Origin of the sequence: Chryseobacterium sp. AG363, from assembly GCF_003610675.1 — a bacterium.
In the GTDB taxonomy this organism is placed as follows: Bacteria; Bacteroidota; Bacteroidia; order Flavobacteriales; family Weeksellaceae; genus Chryseobacterium; species Chryseobacterium cucumeris.
The window spans coordinates 1,894,996-1,910,505 of record NZ_RAQF01000002.1 but is presented as its reverse complement, the minus strand read 5'-3'; the positions used below and the strand labels follow the sequence as shown (position 1 = coordinate 1,910,505).

The following is a 15,510-nucleotide window of genomic DNA, read 5'->3' as shown; positions in this document are numbered from 1 at the left end:
AAAATTATTAAAAGATGAAATTTTCTAAAACTTTAATCACAGGATTAGTATTAATGGCTGGAGTAAATGCTTTCGCACAAAAGAAAGCAGAAAAGTTTGAAAAACTACAGATTGAAATGTTCCCAAAAGCAAAAGAAGGATATAAGCAAGTATATATTCAGCTTCCCGTAGCAAAAAATGAAAACGATTTAAAAGTTGAACTTTTTGTAGGTGCTGAAAAGATGTTAGACTGTAATAACTATTTCTTAATGGGAGAAATGAAAACTCAGGACCTTCAGGGATGGGGATACAACTATTATGAAGTAGAATCTAAAGGGGAAACGGCAGGAACACTGATGGGCTGCCTGGATAAAAAACAGACTAAAAAGTTTGTGACTTTAAAACCTGAAATTGTAAGGTATAACAGTAAACTTCCATTGGTATTCTACGTACCGAAAGACATTGAAGTTCGTTACAGAATTTTACGCCCTGATGCTGCCATGAAAAAAGCAGTTCAAAAATAAATCAGCTTATTATAATGATACAGAAAACTCCTCACAGCGATGTGGGGAGTTTTCGTTTTTTTCAGGGTAAAATAATTCGTCATGTCTTTGCTAAGTGAAACGCCCTTGCGAACGAATTCAAAGCTATCAACAATGCTTTTGCGAAGACTGCGTTGTACTTTAGGTTTCGGCTAAAGCCAATTGAAGTTTTGTTTTTTATTAAACAGGCTAAAGCCCGTTCCTATTAAATATTGTTTTTCACAGATTTTATAGATTAAGAAATTTATTATACAAGCCTATCCATCCAGTTTGTCATTGTGAAGGAATCCAAATTCCAAATTCAGAATGATTTTTTCCAGAGAATGTTCTTTTCTTCCTTTGTTTCCTGAAAAAAGTGTCGTAAAAATAATGCAGAAAAAGTAGAGTTAAAATTTTTTTCAGGTTTTCTAGTATTTAATTAACATTTAAACGACTCCGACAAAACTTTATTTTATAAGGTTTTAAACTTAAACATATTTTAAACTTACTTTAAATTCACTACCTTGTTGAATTATCTTTAAGTATTTTATCTTTTTTTGCATTATATTTGTTATAAACATAAACCATGAAAAACAATTTATTGATTTTTACGTTTAGTTTTTTTGCTTTCCCCGCTTTTGGCTGGGCACAGTCTGCGCCGGATTTTAAAGAACTTCTGGATAGTGCTATGGTTCGGGACTCGAACCTTAAAATGCAGATTACCCAAAATAAGCTTACCGATCTTGACGAGCACAAACTGAAGGATATCTTTCTTCCAACCCTGGAATTGAGCGGTCAGGCCGGTTATCTTAACGGAACAGCAAGACTGACGTCCCCGGAATTCAATCTCGCTCCCTTTATCAATATTCCCGAAGGGACTTTCAACAATAATTTCAATGTATCCGGATTTTCAGGTATTGCCAAGGCAGATGCCAAAATGCTGCTGTATTCAGGAGGAAAGGTGAAGTACATGAAAAAAGCGGTGGAAGAAAAGAAAAAGTCTGAAGATATCCTTCTGGAAAAAACAAAAGATGAGGTGATTGCCACCATTTCCAAAGCCTATGATCAGTTAGCATTGATTCATCAGTCTAAAAAGGTTCTGGATGAAAGTAAAAAAAGATTGGATATCAACCGAAAAACAGCTGATAAAGCGCTTGGCTATGGTTTGATAACGCCTTATGACCATAAGAAAATTGAACTCGCCCAGGCTACTCTGGATGCTAAAATGGTAGAATATGAAGGGAAAAAAGAACTTCTTCTTACCCAGCTTTATATTTTGACAGGGATTCAAAGAGAAAGGCTCAGAATGATTGATCCTGTATTATCTCCTGTAGAATTGCTGGCTGCAGAAAAAGGAATTGAGCAGAGAGCTGAAATTAGAGCTCTGGAACATGGAATCAGTGCGGCAGACTATAAAATAAAAGCAGAAAGAACGTGGATGATTCCTAAAGTACAGCTGATGGCTTCTGCCTATTATATCGGATTGTACGGGAACAGAATAAAATCTTCGGAAAATGTAATCCCTGCTGTGCCAATTCTTGGATATGAAGGTAAAAAGCTGGATTGGAGACCCAATAATATCAATGTATTTCCATTGATTACTGCGGGGGTTGGTTTTAAATGGGAAATCTTTGATGGTAAAGAAGGAAAACATGCTGAAGAAACTGCCAAAGTAGGAAAAGAAGTATTGCAAAATCAGAAAGAAGATGCTTTGAAAAAGCTGACATTGAATCTTGCCAATAATCAAACCAATTATGATATCGCTTCTGCACAGATTACCCTGAAAGCCAAAGAAAAAGAGCTGGCTAAAAATGCACTCGTACAGGCAGAAAAAGAATTCAGATACGGAATGAGCAAATCTTCACAGCTTATTGATGCCGAAAATGATCTGGAAGTTGCGGAACTCGAATATCAGAATGCCATTTTCAACCAGAGAAGAGCGGGAATAGAACTGATGAGATCTACCCAGGAACTGGATATCACCAAATTTTATTTAATCCCTTAAAAATTTAAATGATGCATAAAAATATATCTATACTCTTCGCTGCTCTGTTTTTATTGGGGAGCTGTGACAAAAAAAACGAGAAAATCAAAGATCCGGAAGGAAAAACCAAAAAGGATGTGATCTCTTTTGCCCCTAAAGTTACCGGAAGGATTCTGAAAATATATGTTTCTGAAGGTCAGACTGTGAAAAAAGGAGATACCCTGGCTCAGCTTGATGTACCGGAAGTTTCTGCAAAAATTGCACAGGCGCAAGGAGCAGTAAGTGCGGCTACGGCTCAGGAACAGATGGCAAAAAACGGAGCGACAGCCGATCAGATGAGACAGCTTCAGGCCAAATATAAGGGATTGAAGGAACAATATGAATTTGCTCAGAAATCCTACAGAAGAGCCAATAATATGTTTCGCGACAGTTTAATGTCTCCACAGGCCCATGATGAAATCTACGCAAAGTTACAGGGCGCAAAGGCACAATATGATGCTGTAGTGGCAGAACTGGATGATGTGAAAAGAGGAACCCGTTTCGAAAAAGTAGAAATGGCAGCCGGACAGGCATCACAGGCTAAAGGCGCTTTACAGGAAGCGAATGTAGCCTATTCCGAAAGGTATATTATTGCCACCAACGATATGGAAATTGAGACCATCAGCTTAAATACGGGGGAACTGGCAACTGCTGGTTTTGCTCTGTTCAACGGATATATTCCGGAGAGTACGTATTTCAGATTTACCATTCCTGAAAGTGCTATTTCAAAGTACAAAAAAGGGCAGGAGGTTACCATGCAGGTAGTCTATAACAAAGAAAACCTGACAGGAAATATCGTATACATTAAGCAGTTGACAAAGTATGCAGATATCACTACGGCTTACCCGGACTATCAGTTACAAGACGCTATCTACGAGATCAAAGTAAAACCCAAAGACATGAATAAGGCTAAAAATATTTTAGTCAATGCCAATGTAATCCTGAAATAAATTGAAAAGAACTGATGAAGTTTCCTGAATTTCATTTCGTTCTCCACTTATAAAAATATACAGATGAAAGAATTTTTCCGTCTTTTAAAACGAGAGTTCAAACTTTTTATCGGCAATTCTACCTTAAGGACGGTGTTCTTTTTGGCACCGGTTTTCTATGCCACCTTGCTGGGGTTTGTCTACAAAAGCGGAAAAGTTGAAAATACACCTGTTTTGGTTGTTGATAGAGACAATACACCGTTATCCAACCAACTGACGGAAATGCTGGATGATAATAAAAGCATCAAAATTATCAGATATCTGCAGGAACCTCTCAGTATTAAAGATGAGGTGATCCGGCATGAGGCTGCTGCGGTAGTAATTATTCCCTCAAGATTTGAAGGAGATATGCTGCAGAAAAAATATCCGGAACTGAATGTTTATATCAATACAGGGAACGTTTTAACAGCAAATTTCGCATCGAAAGCGCTTCAGCTGACCATAGGAACATTTTCTGCCGGAGCTTCCATCAAAGCTCTTCAGAAAGCAGGAATGCCCGCTGTAAAAGCTGCAACACAATACGAACCTTTCAAAGCCAATTATATAACCCTTTTCAATACAACCGGAAACTATCTGATCTTTATGTGGCCTGCAATGCTGGCAGTAGTGTTACAGCAGGTTATTTTATTAGCAATGGCAGTGAGTTTTGCTGCAGAATTCGAAAGAGGATCTTTTGTGAAAGAATATCTGAAAATGAAAAAATGGGCCTTCCCGACCATGTTGATTAAAGTCATTCCGATCTGGGTGTTTTCTGTTCTTATTGTAGGTATTTATTACTTTATGCACATGATTTTCCATGTTCCGATGCCGGAAGGAATACTCAATTTTATTCTCCTCACAGCGGTATTTGTGGGATCGGCTTCATTTTTGGGAGTATTCATCAGTATTCTGATTCCGGATGCTTTGAAGGCGACACAAATCCTGATGGTCATTGCTTCGCCGGCTTTCATTATCAGTGGTTTTACATGGCCTTTAAATGCAATGCCTGCTTTTGTACAGTTTATCGCGAATATTATTCCGTTGACTCCCTTTTTACAGGCTTTCAAGATCTTATTGATTCAAAAAGGTTCGGTAGAGCTTACTTTCCCATATCTGAAACACTTAAGCATCCTTTTAGTAATATATGCGATCATAGGCTGGATTGCTTTAAAGATCAAACTATGGTTTATTTTCAAAAAATCTGCACCCCAGGAAATTACAACTGAGGATACTTCTCGGGAAGAGATAGAGTAGTTTTTGGTTAATTTGTTGCTGGTTTTTAAGTTAGAGGTTGATATGATGCTGGTTTGCTGGTTACTTTTGTAGTATATAGGCTGGCAGATGATCAGTATCTATACCCGACAAATTAAAGAGCAGGGAAAAATATGTAAAAAATAATCGAAAAATAGCCGAAAAACTTTCGAACTCGAATCCCGTACCCCGTAACTCGTATCTCATAACAAGCACCTCTCAATTTTTTCATTCAACAATAAAATCAAACAAAAAAACTGATATATTTGTCCATAGTAAAATAGAAATTATATGGAAAATGTATTTGATGCAAAAGATGCTCAAAACTATATAGATAGGATCAACAAATTGGTAGAAGATACTCACGGTTTGTGGGGGAAAATGACAGTAGACCAAATGCTGGCACACTGCTGTATTACCTATGAAATGATCTATGAACCGGAAAAACACAAAAAACCGGGAGCCATTGCAAAATTTATACTAAAAACTTTTGTAAAACCTAAAGTAGTGGGAGAAAAAGCATATCCAAGAGATTCTCCTACCGCTCCACAGTTTTTGATTACCACCAGAAAGAATTTTCACGAAGAAAAAACAAGGCTGATAGGGTTCATTCAAAAAACGCAGCAGCTAGGAGCGGACGCTTTCGATGGTAAAGAATCTTTTTCTTTCGGAAAACTGAATTCCCAGGAGTGGAATAATATGTTTGCCAAACATCTGAATCACCATCTTGCACAATTTGGCGTTTAAAACACACACTATGAAAAAAATTTTATTACTCCTCATTCTGACGGCTAATTTTGTATTAGGACAGATGCCGGATATCTCAAATACATGGCTGAACAATAGTAAACCTTATATAGGAACCATTGGAAATAAAGGCCAGGAACTGAAACTGAAGATCAATATTTCTGAACAGAATAAAAAGAATGATCAGGAATATTTCGTTTCAGGATATTCTCTTGTGGATACCAGTTATGCAAAATTTGAAGGGAAAATTACCATTTCAAAATATAAAGATTCCAAAAAACAGGGAACAGTATACGGAGAATATGAGCTGGCTGAAGAGAATAAAGGAAAACATTCCGGACTTTTCAAAGGGAAGTTTGTCTACAATTTCAAATGGAACAGAAAGACAGAGAAAATTGAAGAGCAGCACATCGAACTTACAGGCGATTGGAAAAGTTATGACGGAACCATTGAATTTAAGACCCATCTTAAAAATCAGTAAAACAACCTCATTATCTTCGACTTAACAATACCCCAGACCTCGGGGGCTTACTTTAAAAACTTACAAACATTATGAAACTAGGCGCATTTTCAATTAGCTTAAGCGTAAAAGATCTTCAGAAATCAAAAGACTTTTATGAGAAGCTTGGGTTTACAACTATGGCAGGAACAGAAGCACAAAACTATCTGATCATGAAAAACGGTTCTACACTGATAGGCCTTTTTCAGGCAATGTTTGATGGAAATATGCTTACCTTCAATCCGGGATGGGACGAAAATGCACAGAATCTGGAATCTTTTGATGATGTGCGTGAAATTCAGAAAAGATTAAAAGAAAACGGAGTAGAAATCGGTAGAGAAGCCGATGAAACCACCTCCGGGCCGGAACATATCTATCTGAAAGATCCGGATGGAAATATGATTCTTATAGATCAACACAGATAATAATTAAAAACACATTGATGATGAGAACATTTAAACGTATTTTTTTACTATTAGCCACATTACTAATCATTTTGCTGATTTGGGCTGCTTTTATTCCTGGTGACTGTCAATATGAAAAATCGATTTCGATTAATGCACCTGTGGAAAAAGTATGGCAGAATACCAATACCCTTAAAGCAATGGATCAATGGAGTCCATGGAATGATCTTGATCCGGGTATGAAAAAAGAGTGGACGGGAACAACCGGCCAGCACGGAGAAAAAGTTTGCTGGGATAGTAAAAATAAACAGGCAGGAAAAGGCTGCCAGGAATTGGAAAAAGTAGATGAAGCTGGTAAAAGAATAGATACGGCAATCAAATTTCTTACCCCTTATGAAAGTGAAGCAAATGCTTACGTAACAGTAGTTCCGGAAGGAAACGGTAGCAAGGCAACATGGGGATTTACTTCTGAGATTCCTTATCCGTTTACCTTGATGAAGCTGTTTATGAATATGGAGGATGCTGTTGGAAAAGATTATCAGAAAGGGCTTTCAAGATTAAAAACCTTATCTGAAAAACCTCAATAAAACAAACTCAACTTAAAAAAACAAAACAATTATGGCAACAGTAAACGTTTACCTGACATTCAACGGAAACTGCAGAGAAGCATTCGATTTTTATAAATCTGTTTTCGGGGGAGAATATCCTTATATCGGAACATTTGGAGAGATGCCGCCAATGGAAGGAAAAGAAACACCTGAAGAAGATAAAAACAAAATCATGCACGTCTCTCTTCCGATCTCTAAAGAAACGATTTTGATGGGAAGCGATACAGGAGGAGAGTGGTCTTCCAACTTCAAGGCAGGAAACAACTTCTCTATTTCTGTGAATGCAGAATCTAAAGAAGAGGCAGACAAATTATTCAGTGGTCTTTCTGCAGGCGGACAGGTAACAATGCCAATGGCTGATACCTTCTGGGGAGCTTATTTCGGAATGTTCAGCGATAAATTCGGAATCAACTGGATGGTAAATTATGACGATCCCGCTAAAATGCAGCAGCACCCATAAGATTCATATTGGAGTTCAAAATATTCAAAAACCGACAGATAGCTGTCGGTTTTTTTAATGATTGACTGTAAGTAATTTATAAGGAATTGCTTTATTTCTTTTTAATAATTTTGTAGCTTCCTGACGCTGTTGTGATGAGGTAAATTCCTTCAGGGAGTTCACTTATATCAAACTGATTTTTATCTTTTTCAGCTGCTGCAGATTTCATCAGTTTTCCAGATTGGTCGTATAATGAAACTTTTTCGTTTTTCCTTAGGTCATCCATATAGAAGATACCGGTAGTTGGATTCGGATAAATATTCTCTTTGCCTTTGAGTGAATTTTCTGAAGTTCCCAGTGTGGAAATTTTTGTCCATGTAAATGCATCAAGGCACATATAGACATATCCTCCGGTGGATTGCAGCTGGATTTCATCAATGGTAGTATTACTGTTATTCTGATTATTTAGGGTGGAAAGATCAATCAGGGTAAATCCGTTGTTGATACCTGTCGTTCCCGTAGTTGCATTAAATGTAGTGTTAAATCCGGATGTTTTTGTGGTGGTGAACTTTGTAACTCCCCCTAATTTTCCCGTAATAATAAGTGTTCCTGATGAGGTAGACTGGTTTAAAGCAGTATTGCTTAAAAATACCCAAAACTTTGACACCGTGAATGCAGAATTGCTTTTAACACTGAAAGAGGGAGAGCTGATATTGGTTGTTCCTGTATTGTCGATATAGACATTATCATTAGCTGTTCCGTTCCAGCCGGTGTTTGGATAATTGCCCTGAATTCTGAAAGTTCCGGCCTGTGATACGATATTGAAAGTATATCCGTTGCTGGTAAAGCTTGTGCTGCCGCCAGATGAAGTTTCAAAAGTCACAGTAGTTGTCTGTGCAGTGGTCATTGTAATATTGCTTAAGAAAGCAAAGATTCCAAAAAAGATAATTTTTTTCATGATACAGATTTTTTAATGTTTAAAGAAGATCATAAGCTTCCCGTACTGTTGATGTGCTCATGAGTTTTTTTCTGTAAAGGATACCACAAAGTAACCGAGAAATACAAAGTGACAACAGCGTATTAAAAACCGAATTGAAAAACAGGTAGAAATACGCAATTTCGTTGGTTTTTATTATTATAATTTTGAAAAAAGAATATTATGTTAATTAAAATGAATGTATTTCACAGTATGGTTAGTTTTTTTTCATAACTTGTAATGTGTAGCTGAAGTAACTTATTCTAAACCTATTATATAATTTAAAACGAGAAAAACTATGGAATTACCTAAACATGCAGTCTCATTAGATGATGCTAAAAAATGGATCAGCAATTGGCAGAATACAAAAATTATCGATGGAACATCTATCCGGGCTCATCTTATTCCGGCAAAGGATGTTCATGATATTTTTATTGACGACAAAGGATTTGCGAGATATCGGGGTTATAATGCCATTACCGATGAAGGCGAATTTAAATTTCTTCTGGTAGGAGTAGATGCAGATAACAATGATATTGTAAACTATGACAATGGAGATTATGTCTATGATATGACCACACCTTGTCCAAGCGTATGTTCTGCTGCAAAATGGTGGAACCTGTAATCTGAAAACTGGAGATCATTGGATCACTGGATTGAAATATTGTCGTTAATAGGAAAAGGCATTCTGCTGATTAATCTGGCAGTATACTGTATAGGCTTTTCCGGAGGAGGAAAAGCCTATACATACTTCATCAGCTATTTGGCCTGGATATTACTATGTGAAATTGTTTTCTATGTATTGAATTCACAGAAGATTAATAATCTGTTTTTTTCACATTATTATCTGATAGGCCAGTTTTTGTTACTGGGATTATTCTTTCATGAAATTGTAACGGAAAAATACCAGAAAAAAACAGCACGTACACTTTTAATTATCATTCCCGTAGTTCTTGTTATACAGTATATCATATACCCCGAAAAGTATTATGTTTTTAATCTTTTTGAAATTTTTGTCACATCTTATTCAATCATAATTCTGGCATTATTTCATTTATATAATATACTGGATACCCAAAAGAAATACAATTATATAAGCCTGGGACTTTTACTTTATCTGATAAGCAGTACTGTAATATTTTTGTCCGGAAACCTCTATACGGTGATGAATAGAAAACTGCATAAAGAGATCTGGGTTTTCAATGTTGTTATGTTTATTGTGTATCAGATTTTTATTCTGATAGATTATCTGTCTTCCCGCAAAAAAAATGTGTAATTACTGTTATGATTTTACAAAATGAATGAGAATACAATTATTTCCACTATCGTTTATACCTTTCTGGCATTTACCTTACTGGCCGTCACCCTGATCATATTTTATTATTTTTCGAATAAGAAGATAACAAGAAACCTTATTCAGAAAAAAGAACTGGAGGTGAGATATGAGAAAGATCTTACCCATGCTATCATCAGTGCTCAGGAAAAAGAAAGGTTGCGCATTGCTCAGGATCTGCATGACGATATCAGCTCAAAACTCAGTGTGGTTTCTTTAAATATCCATCTCCTGGATTTTGATAATCTGACAAGAGAAGAATACAACGATCTGAAAAATAAAATTATACATCTGGTCAACAAAACAGCAGAAAGTGCCAGACAGATCTCGCATGATCTCCTTCCTCCGATTTTAGAAAAATTTGGACTCCATGCTGCAATAGATGCATTGTGCTCAGAAATTAACCTGTCCAAAACCCTGCAGGTTACTTATTCCAACAGTTTATACTTTGCAAAAGCAGAAGAAGAAAAAAATTTACATATCTTTAGAATACTTCAGGAGCTCATTAACAATTCCATAAAACACGGAGAAAGTACGCATATTGATATAGAATTTTTTGGGAAAGACGGAAAAAATACCTGTCTCTACAAAGATGATGGTAAAGGATTTAATCTGAATGAAAATACTTTGAAAGAAGGATTAGGCTTAAGAAATATCAGAAGCCGTGTAGAACTGATCAATGGAACACTGAAAATTGAAAGTGAAAACAATAAAGGAATTACCGTAGAATTTACATTTTAAATCATTATAAAATGGAAAAGGATATAATTCGTGTCATAATTGTAGACGATGAAGCGCTCTTTCGTCAGGGAATTTCATTGTTGATACAGAGAGAAAAAGATATTGAACTGGTAAGTGATTTCAGCAATGGGAAAGAGCTGCTGGATGAGCTTGTAACCATGGAAGAACTGCCCGATATAATCCTGATGGATCTCAATATGCCTGAAATTAACGGAGTAGAGGCAACCAAACAAATCCATATCAAATATCCCCAGATTAAAATTATTGCCTTAACGAGCTATAACACGAAAGCATTTATTGTCAATATGATACAGTCAGGGGCCTGTTCCTTTCTTAAAAAAAACTCAAGTCCAGCTGAATTACTTACTGCAATCCGTGAAGTACACAGCAAAGGTTTCTTTTATAATAACGAGGTAATGGAAGCTTTACATCAAAACCTTACAGAACCTAAAAAGAAAGTTTCCAGTATTTTTGATGCCAATCATATTTCCAAAAGAGAAAAAGAAGTATTGGAACTCATCTGCAAACAATACAACACTTCTGAGATTGCTGATCAGCTTTTTATAAGTTCCAGAACCGTTGAAGGACATCGAAACAGCCTTCTGCTTAAAACCGGAGCCAAAAATACTGCAGGCTTAGTGGTATATGCCATAGAAAGTAAAATTGCAGATATGAATTATTTAAAAGATAGGTTCGAATAAATAGTCATACAGCTGTTTTCATTAAAAATTAATTGAAATTTATATTTTCTGATTAAATTAGCTTTTGTTTTGATAAACAGAACACAATGGATTGTTTATGAAAAAACAATAATTTATAGTTAAAACAGAAAATACAAAAGAATGAAATTTACAATTGAAAACATCAAAGCAGAGCACCAGAAAGTAAAAAGCGGAGCCGATTTTCCTAAATATATTCAGAATATAAAAACGTTGGGGGTTTCTCACTATAAGGCGTACGTTCAGGATGGAAACACAGAATACTTCAATCACGAAAATCAATCTGTTCATACAGGAAAAAAGTATGAGCCTCTTGCTGTTTCGGATACTTTAAATCTTGAAAATTTTAAAATAAGACTGAAACTTCATCAACAGGGAGGAACAGATTATATGACTTTCTGTAAAGAGTGTGCCGAAAACGGAATCGAAGGTTGGACGATGGATCTACAGGCGATGACCTGTACTTATTTTGACCAGAATGAAAGTGATGTTCTGACCGAACAGGTTCCAGGATAATCTTTTACAAAAAAACGGATGCAGACCATTGCATCCGTACTTCTTTCCATTAACTTATAAAATATTGTTTGCTATTATTGATTTAAAATATTAATTTTGTTAAAAACGATAGATAATAGTAATTGGTAAACATGAGAAAGGTTTTTACGAAGTTGGCATTCACTGTATTAGGTTTGGGATCCATTTTGACATTTGCTCAAAAAAATGATCTTGGAGCATGGTATATGTATTTTGGAAATAATAAGATCAGCAAGAAACTGAACTGGCACAATGAAATTCAGTACCGTAATTTCGACGCTGTTGGAGACCTGGAACAGTTACTGATCCGTACAGGAATCGGGTATGATCTTACAGAGAACAATAACAATGTTTTATTAGGATACGGTTTCATTCTCAGCCAGCCTTACGTAAACGGTGAAAAAAAAGAAAATATTGAACACCGAATCTTCCAGCAGTATATTACCAAGCAGAAATTCGGACGTTTCTATCTTCAGCACCGTTATCGTTTGGAAGAACGCTTTCTGGAAGATGATTTCAGAATGAGATTCCGTTATATGCTGGGAGTCAATATTCCGATTACTCAAAAAGAGATGCTGCCGAAAACCCTTTACGCATCAGTATACAACGAAATTTTTCTGCACTTCGATAGTCCGGTTTTCGACAGGAACAGAGTGTATGGAGCTTTAGGATATGTCATCAACAAAAATATGAGGATTGAAGCAGGGTATATGAACCAGATTCAAGAGAACAGAAACCGGGGACAGATTCAGATTGGTTTTTATAATAATATCCCATTCACTAAGAACTAATAAAACTGTTACTGAATGCTGTGAGGAAAACCATTATCTGAAAATAGATCATCATAAACATTATAAAATAAACACTTATGCATTCAGGAAAAAGATTCGGAGCCCGCGAGTTTATTATCTGGACCAGAAGAAGTATTTACGCTTTGGTCGTACTATCAGCCATTCCTACAGTCCTGTACTTTTTAGGCTGGAAGTTTCTTTCTGTTCCCTGGCAGCCGATTGCCATTATGGGAACAGCGGTTGCCTTTATCGTTGGATTTAAAAACAATGCCAGCTATAGCAGACTTTGGGAAGCAAGACAGATTTACGGAGCGATTATTAATGACAGCCGCAGCTTTGGATATATTCTGAGAGATGCATTGTTCTCAAAAGATCCCGGTAAAGTAAAAGAAATGTTTCTTCGGCATTATGCATGGCTTACTGCATTGAGATTTCAGCTCCGTGAACCGAGAGCATGGGAAAATATGGGAACAGATCAGTTTGATGAATATGCTAAAAAATATGACATTCCCGAGAGACTGGCCACACTGGATGAAGAATTGAAGAAATACCTTTCAGAATCTGAACTTCAGTATATTTTGAGCAAAAAGAACAGAGCGACTCAATTGATGGCAATGCAAAGTAAGGATTTGTCCGAAGCGTATGAAAAAGGAGAAATCAATGATTTTCAATGGACACAGATCAACCAGCAATTGGTGAAGTTTACCGATAATCAGGGAAAGGCAGAAAGAATTAAAAATTTTCCCTATCCAAGAAATTTCTCTTCCATCACCACGTATCTTTTGCTTTTATTCATTGTTTTTGTGCCTTTTGGATTATTGAAAGAGTTCGATAAATTAGGTGAAGGAACCATGGTAGAAGGCTGGACATTGTGGTTCAATATTCCATTTTCTTTACTGGTAACATGGTGCTTCCATACCTTGGACAGCGTGGGGGAGGCTTCGGTAAATCCTTTTGAAGGAAGTCCCAATGATGTTCCTATCACTCAGATCAGCCGTACCATTGAAATTGATATGAGAGATATGCTGGATGAATCTGATCTTCCGCCAGCCATTGCTCCAAAAAATAATATTGTGCTTTAGATTGATCTTTTATGATCTTAGATATAGATTAATGACAGACTTCAAATATATCTAAAACCTATAAGGTTTGGGTAATAATAAATATTTGATATCCCATACAAATAACACTTAAACTTAAAAAAAACTTACTTAAAAATGATTCACAGCTATGTTATAATATCCATTGCAGTACTGCTGTCTGTGATGATATTGGTAATGATCGGCCAGAAATTAAAAGTTGCTTATCCTATTTTCCTTGTTATTGCCGGATTGCTGATAAGCTTTGTGCCGGGCATGCCGCGTATTGAAATAGAACCTGATCTTGTCTTTCTGATTTTCCTTCCGCCTATTTTGTTCGAGGCCGCATGGTTTACTTCATGGCAGGATTTTCATAAATGGAGAAAACAGATTTTTTCGATGGCCTTCGGACTGGTGTTTTTAACATCCATAGTCGTTGCTTATCTTTCATCTTCCATTATTCCAGGGCTTACTGTAGCTATGGGCTTCTTGCTGGGAGGAGTAAATTCTCCGCCGGATGCTGTTGCAGCTACTTCGGTATTGAAGCATATGAAAATACCTAAAAAGATCACCAATATTCTGGAAGGCGAGAGTTTGATCAATGATGCTTCCAGTTTAATTGTATTTAAATTTGCTCTGGCCGCCGTTATTTCAGGACAGTTTATCTGGAGAGATGCCGTTCAGGATTTCTTTACCATGGCCATCGGTGGAATTGCTGTGGGAGTGGCAGTAGGCTTCCTGTTTGGAGCTCTATTAAAAGTTATCCCGACCAATTCCAATATAGATACCATTATTACCCTTATCGTTCCTTACATTATGTATGTGGGAGCAGAACATTTTCATTTTTCTGGAGTATTGGCAGTGGTTGCCGGAGGTCTGCTGATGTCCTATAATTCACATTGCTATTTAAGTCATACCTCCAGAATACAGTCCGGAAATGTTTGGAGTGTTTTGATATTTCTGATGAATACCATCATCTTTATCCTGATTGGTCTGGAACTTCCGATTGTAGTGGAAGGAATGAAAGAATATACCATTTCAGAAGGTATTTTCTACAGTGTAGTGATTGGCGGAGCGATTATCGGAACAAGAATTTTGTATAGTTACGCATTAATGTATTTCCCAAGAGTCTGCTCTAAAGAATTAAGATTAAAAGTTCCCAAACCGGATTGGAGAGAACCGTTTATCATCAGTTTTGCAGCAATGAGAGGAGTGGTTTCACTGGCTGCAGCCTTGTCAATTCCTGCTTTTTTACCAAACGGAGAAGCGTTTCCGCACAGGAATATTATTTTATTTGTCACTTTTGTGATCATATTGATTACCTTGGTAGGGCAAGGTTTATTGTTGGCTCCCATCTTGAAATTATTAAATATTCAGGATGCAGGAAGTGAATTACCGGAAGAAAAACAGGAAGTAATCCTTATGCGCAAACTGAAGGAAACAGCTTTGCACAAACTTGATAATGACTTTTCTGAACTAGCCGTAACCAACAGTCTGGTTCGTCATCAAAAGCACAAGTTGGAAAATGAAATGATGCTGATGGCTGATAAAGCACAGTGTATGGCTTCCACAGGAGATTATGTAACTGCTATCAATGAAAATAAAGATGTCCTCCGACAGATCATTCAGGCGCAGAGGAATGAATTGCACAGAATGAAAAGAGAAAAGATATTTGATGATCACGTGATGAGAACCATTGAAATGCAGTTGGATTTTGACGAAGCCAAAATCACAGGTTTTTCACATGGATAATTACAAAATAAGCCACAAAAGTCACAAAAGGATAAAAGTTAAAATGAACTTGCAGCAATAAAAAGTTCACAAAAGGAAAATTCTGAAATTTTGAAGGCTTACGTGTACTTCTCATGAGTAGAAATTTAAACTTAATAATTTAGTAG

18 protein-coding genes are annotated in these 15,510 nt (G+C 36.5%); 17 read left to right on the top strand and 1 reads right to left on the bottom strand.

Translation table 11 applies throughout. The features are described from left to right. Positions 1-14: 14 nt before the first annotated feature. The 9 genes from eco (at position 15) to DEU39_RS08740 (ending at position 7,460) form a co-directional block, all read left to right on the top strand. Entirely contained in the window at positions 15-503 is a 489-nt protein-coding gene (gene eco, locus DEU39_RS08780; protein ID WP_034699598.1) for a serine protease inhibitor ecotin, read from the top strand. A 583-nt stretch (positions 504-1,086) separates the two neighbouring features. Continuing rightward, positions 1,087-2,505 carry a TolC family protein gene (locus DEU39_RS08775; RefSeq protein WP_120231659.1) on the top strand — a complete coding sequence of 473 codons (1,419 nt, stop codon included), beginning with the start codon at positions 1,087-1,089 and terminating at the stop codon, positions 2,503-2,505. A gap of 11 nt (positions 2,506-2,516) precedes the next feature. Continuing rightward, positions 2,517-3,473, top strand: coding sequence for an HlyD family secretion protein (locus DEU39_RS08770; protein WP_120231658.1), 957 nt, complete (start codon positions 2,517-2,519; stop codon positions 3,471-3,473). Positions 3,474-3,536: 63 nt separating this feature from the next. After that, positions 3,537-4,745, top strand: a complete 1,209-nt coding sequence (locus DEU39_RS08765) for an ABC transporter permease (protein ID WP_120231657.1) — start codon at positions 3,537-3,539, stop codon at positions 4,743-4,745. A gap of 288 nt (positions 4,746-5,033) precedes the next feature. Beyond that, the gene (locus DEU39_RS08760; protein ID WP_062671753.1) at positions 5,034-5,489 is read left to right on the top strand and encodes a DUF1569 domain-containing protein; all 456 of its coding nucleotides are present in this window, start codon (positions 5,034-5,036) and stop codon (positions 5,487-5,489) included. A gap of 10 nt (positions 5,490-5,499) precedes the next feature. Continuing rightward, on the top strand, positions 5,500-5,970 hold the full coding sequence (locus DEU39_RS08755) for a hypothetical protein (RefSeq protein WP_120231656.1): 471 nt from the start codon (positions 5,500-5,502) through the stop codon (positions 5,968-5,970). Between the two features lie 71 nt (positions 5,971-6,041). Next, on the top strand, positions 6,042-6,413 hold the full coding sequence (locus tag DEU39_RS08750; RefSeq protein WP_120231655.1) for a VOC family protein: 372 nt from the start codon (positions 6,042-6,044) through the stop codon (positions 6,411-6,413). Between the two features lie 17 nt (positions 6,414-6,430). Further along, positions 6,431-6,979, top strand: a complete 549-nt coding sequence (locus DEU39_RS08745) for an SRPBCC family protein (RefSeq protein ID WP_228432203.1) — start codon at positions 6,431-6,433, stop codon at positions 6,977-6,979. Between the two features lie 31 nt (positions 6,980-7,010). Further along, positions 7,011-7,460: a VOC family protein gene (locus DEU39_RS08740; protein ID WP_062671761.1), complete on the top strand. Its 450-nt coding sequence runs from the start codon at positions 7,011-7,013 to the stop codon at positions 7,458-7,460. 91 nt (positions 7,461-7,551) lie between these two features. On the opposite strand, the gene DEU39_RS08735 is transcribed toward DEU39_RS08740, so the two are convergent. Further along, the gene (locus DEU39_RS08735; protein WP_120231653.1) at positions 7,552-8,397 is read right to left on the bottom strand and encodes a T9SS type A sorting domain-containing protein; all 846 of its coding nucleotides are present in this window, start codon (positions 8,395-8,397) and stop codon (positions 7,552-7,554) included. A 316-nt stretch (positions 8,398-8,713) separates the two neighbouring features. On the opposite strand from DEU39_RS08735, the gene DEU39_RS08730 reads away from it, so the two are divergent. The 8 genes from DEU39_RS08730 (at position 8,714) to DEU39_RS08695 (ending at position 15,364) form a co-directional block, all read left to right on the top strand. Next, complete coding sequence (locus tag DEU39_RS08730; protein ID WP_062671765.1) at positions 8,714-9,040, top strand: hypothetical protein; 327 nt, start codon at positions 8,714-8,716, stop codon at positions 9,038-9,040. An 18-nt stretch (positions 9,041-9,058) separates the two neighbouring features. Continuing rightward, a complete protein-coding gene (locus DEU39_RS08725; RefSeq protein WP_062671767.1) occupies positions 9,059-9,691 on the top strand; it encodes a hypothetical protein in 633 nt (210 codons plus the stop codon). 21 nt (positions 9,692-9,712) lie between these two features. Then, the gene (locus DEU39_RS08720) at positions 9,713-10,489 is read left to right on the top strand and encodes a sensor histidine kinase (protein ID WP_120231652.1); all 777 of its coding nucleotides are present in this window, start codon (positions 9,713-9,715) and stop codon (positions 10,487-10,489) included. 11 nt (positions 10,490-10,500) lie between these two features. Further along, on the top strand, positions 10,501-11,190 hold the full coding sequence (locus DEU39_RS08715) for a response regulator transcription factor (protein WP_120231651.1): 690 nt from the start codon (positions 10,501-10,503) through the stop codon (positions 11,188-11,190). A 141-nt stretch (positions 11,191-11,331) separates the two neighbouring features. After that, positions 11,332-11,724, top strand: coding sequence for a DUF1398 domain-containing protein (locus DEU39_RS08710; protein WP_120231650.1), 393 nt, complete (start codon positions 11,332-11,334; stop codon positions 11,722-11,724). Between the two features lie 131 nt (positions 11,725-11,855). Next, complete coding sequence (locus tag DEU39_RS08705; protein WP_120231649.1) at positions 11,856-12,533, top strand: DUF2490 domain-containing protein; 678 nt, start codon at positions 11,856-11,858, stop codon at positions 12,531-12,533. Between the two features lie 77 nt (positions 12,534-12,610). Continuing rightward, entirely contained in the window at positions 12,611-13,615 is a 1,005-nt protein-coding gene (locus DEU39_RS08700) for a bestrophin family protein (RefSeq protein WP_062671777.1), read from the top strand. Between the two features lie 135 nt (positions 13,616-13,750). After that, entirely contained in the window at positions 13,751-15,364 is a 1,614-nt protein-coding gene (locus DEU39_RS08695) for a Na+/H+ antiporter (RefSeq protein ID WP_062671779.1), read from the top strand. Positions 15,365-15,510 lie beyond the last annotated feature (146 nt).

Bases quoted from the DNA above. Each gene is read 5' to 3' on its own strand.
- DEU39_RS08740 (WP_062671761.1), top strand. From the start codon at position 7,011: ATGGCAACAGTAAACGTTTACCTGACATTCAACGGAAACTGCAGAGAA.
- DEU39_RS08735 (WP_120231653.1), bottom strand. From the start codon at position 8,397: ATGAAAAAAATTATCTTTTTTGGAATCTTTGCTTTCTTAAGCAATATT.
- DEU39_RS08695 (WP_062671779.1), top strand. From the start codon at position 13,751: ATGATTCACAGCTATGTTATAATATCCATTGCAGTACTGCTGTCTGTG.
- DEU39_RS08745 (WP_228432203.1), top strand. From the start codon at position 6,431: ATGATGAGAACATTTAAACGTATTTTTTTACTATTAGCCACATTACTA.
- DEU39_RS08715 (WP_120231651.1), top strand. From the start codon at position 10,501: ATGGAAAAGGATATAATTCGTGTCATAATTGTAGACGATGAAGCGCTC.
- DEU39_RS08755 (WP_120231656.1), top strand. From the start codon at position 5,500: ATGAAAAAAATTTTATTACTCCTCATTCTGACGGCTAATTTTGTATTA.
- DEU39_RS08730 (WP_062671765.1), top strand. From the start codon at position 8,714: ATGGAATTACCTAAACATGCAGTCTCATTAGATGATGCTAAAAAATGG.
- DEU39_RS08720 (WP_120231652.1), top strand. From the start codon at position 9,713: ATGAATGAGAATACAATTATTTCCACTATCGTTTATACCTTTCTGGCA.
- DEU39_RS08760 (WP_062671753.1), top strand. From the start codon at position 5,034: ATGGAAAATGTATTTGATGCAAAAGATGCTCAAAACTATATAGATAGG.
- DEU39_RS08710 (WP_120231650.1), top strand. From the start codon at position 11,332: ATGAAATTTACAATTGAAAACATCAAAGCAGAGCACCAGAAAGTAAAA.
- DEU39_RS08700 (WP_062671777.1), top strand. From the start codon at position 12,611: ATGCATTCAGGAAAAAGATTCGGAGCCCGCGAGTTTATTATCTGGACC.
- DEU39_RS08770 (WP_120231658.1), top strand. From the start codon at position 2,517: ATGCATAAAAATATATCTATACTCTTCGCTGCTCTGTTTTTATTGGGG.
- DEU39_RS08775 (WP_120231659.1), top strand. From the start codon at position 1,087: ATGAAAAACAATTTATTGATTTTTACGTTTAGTTTTTTTGCTTTCCCC.
- DEU39_RS08705 (WP_120231649.1), top strand. From the start codon at position 11,856: ATGAGAAAGGTTTTTACGAAGTTGGCATTCACTGTATTAGGTTTGGGA.
- DEU39_RS08750 (WP_120231655.1), top strand. From the start codon at position 6,042: ATGAAACTAGGCGCATTTTCAATTAGCTTAAGCGTAAAAGATCTTCAG.
- eco (WP_034699598.1), top strand. From the start codon at position 15: ATGAAATTTTCTAAAACTTTAATCACAGGATTAGTATTAATGGCTGGA.
- DEU39_RS08765 (WP_120231657.1), top strand. From the start codon at position 3,537: ATGAAAGAATTTTTCCGTCTTTTAAAACGAGAGTTCAAACTTTTTATC.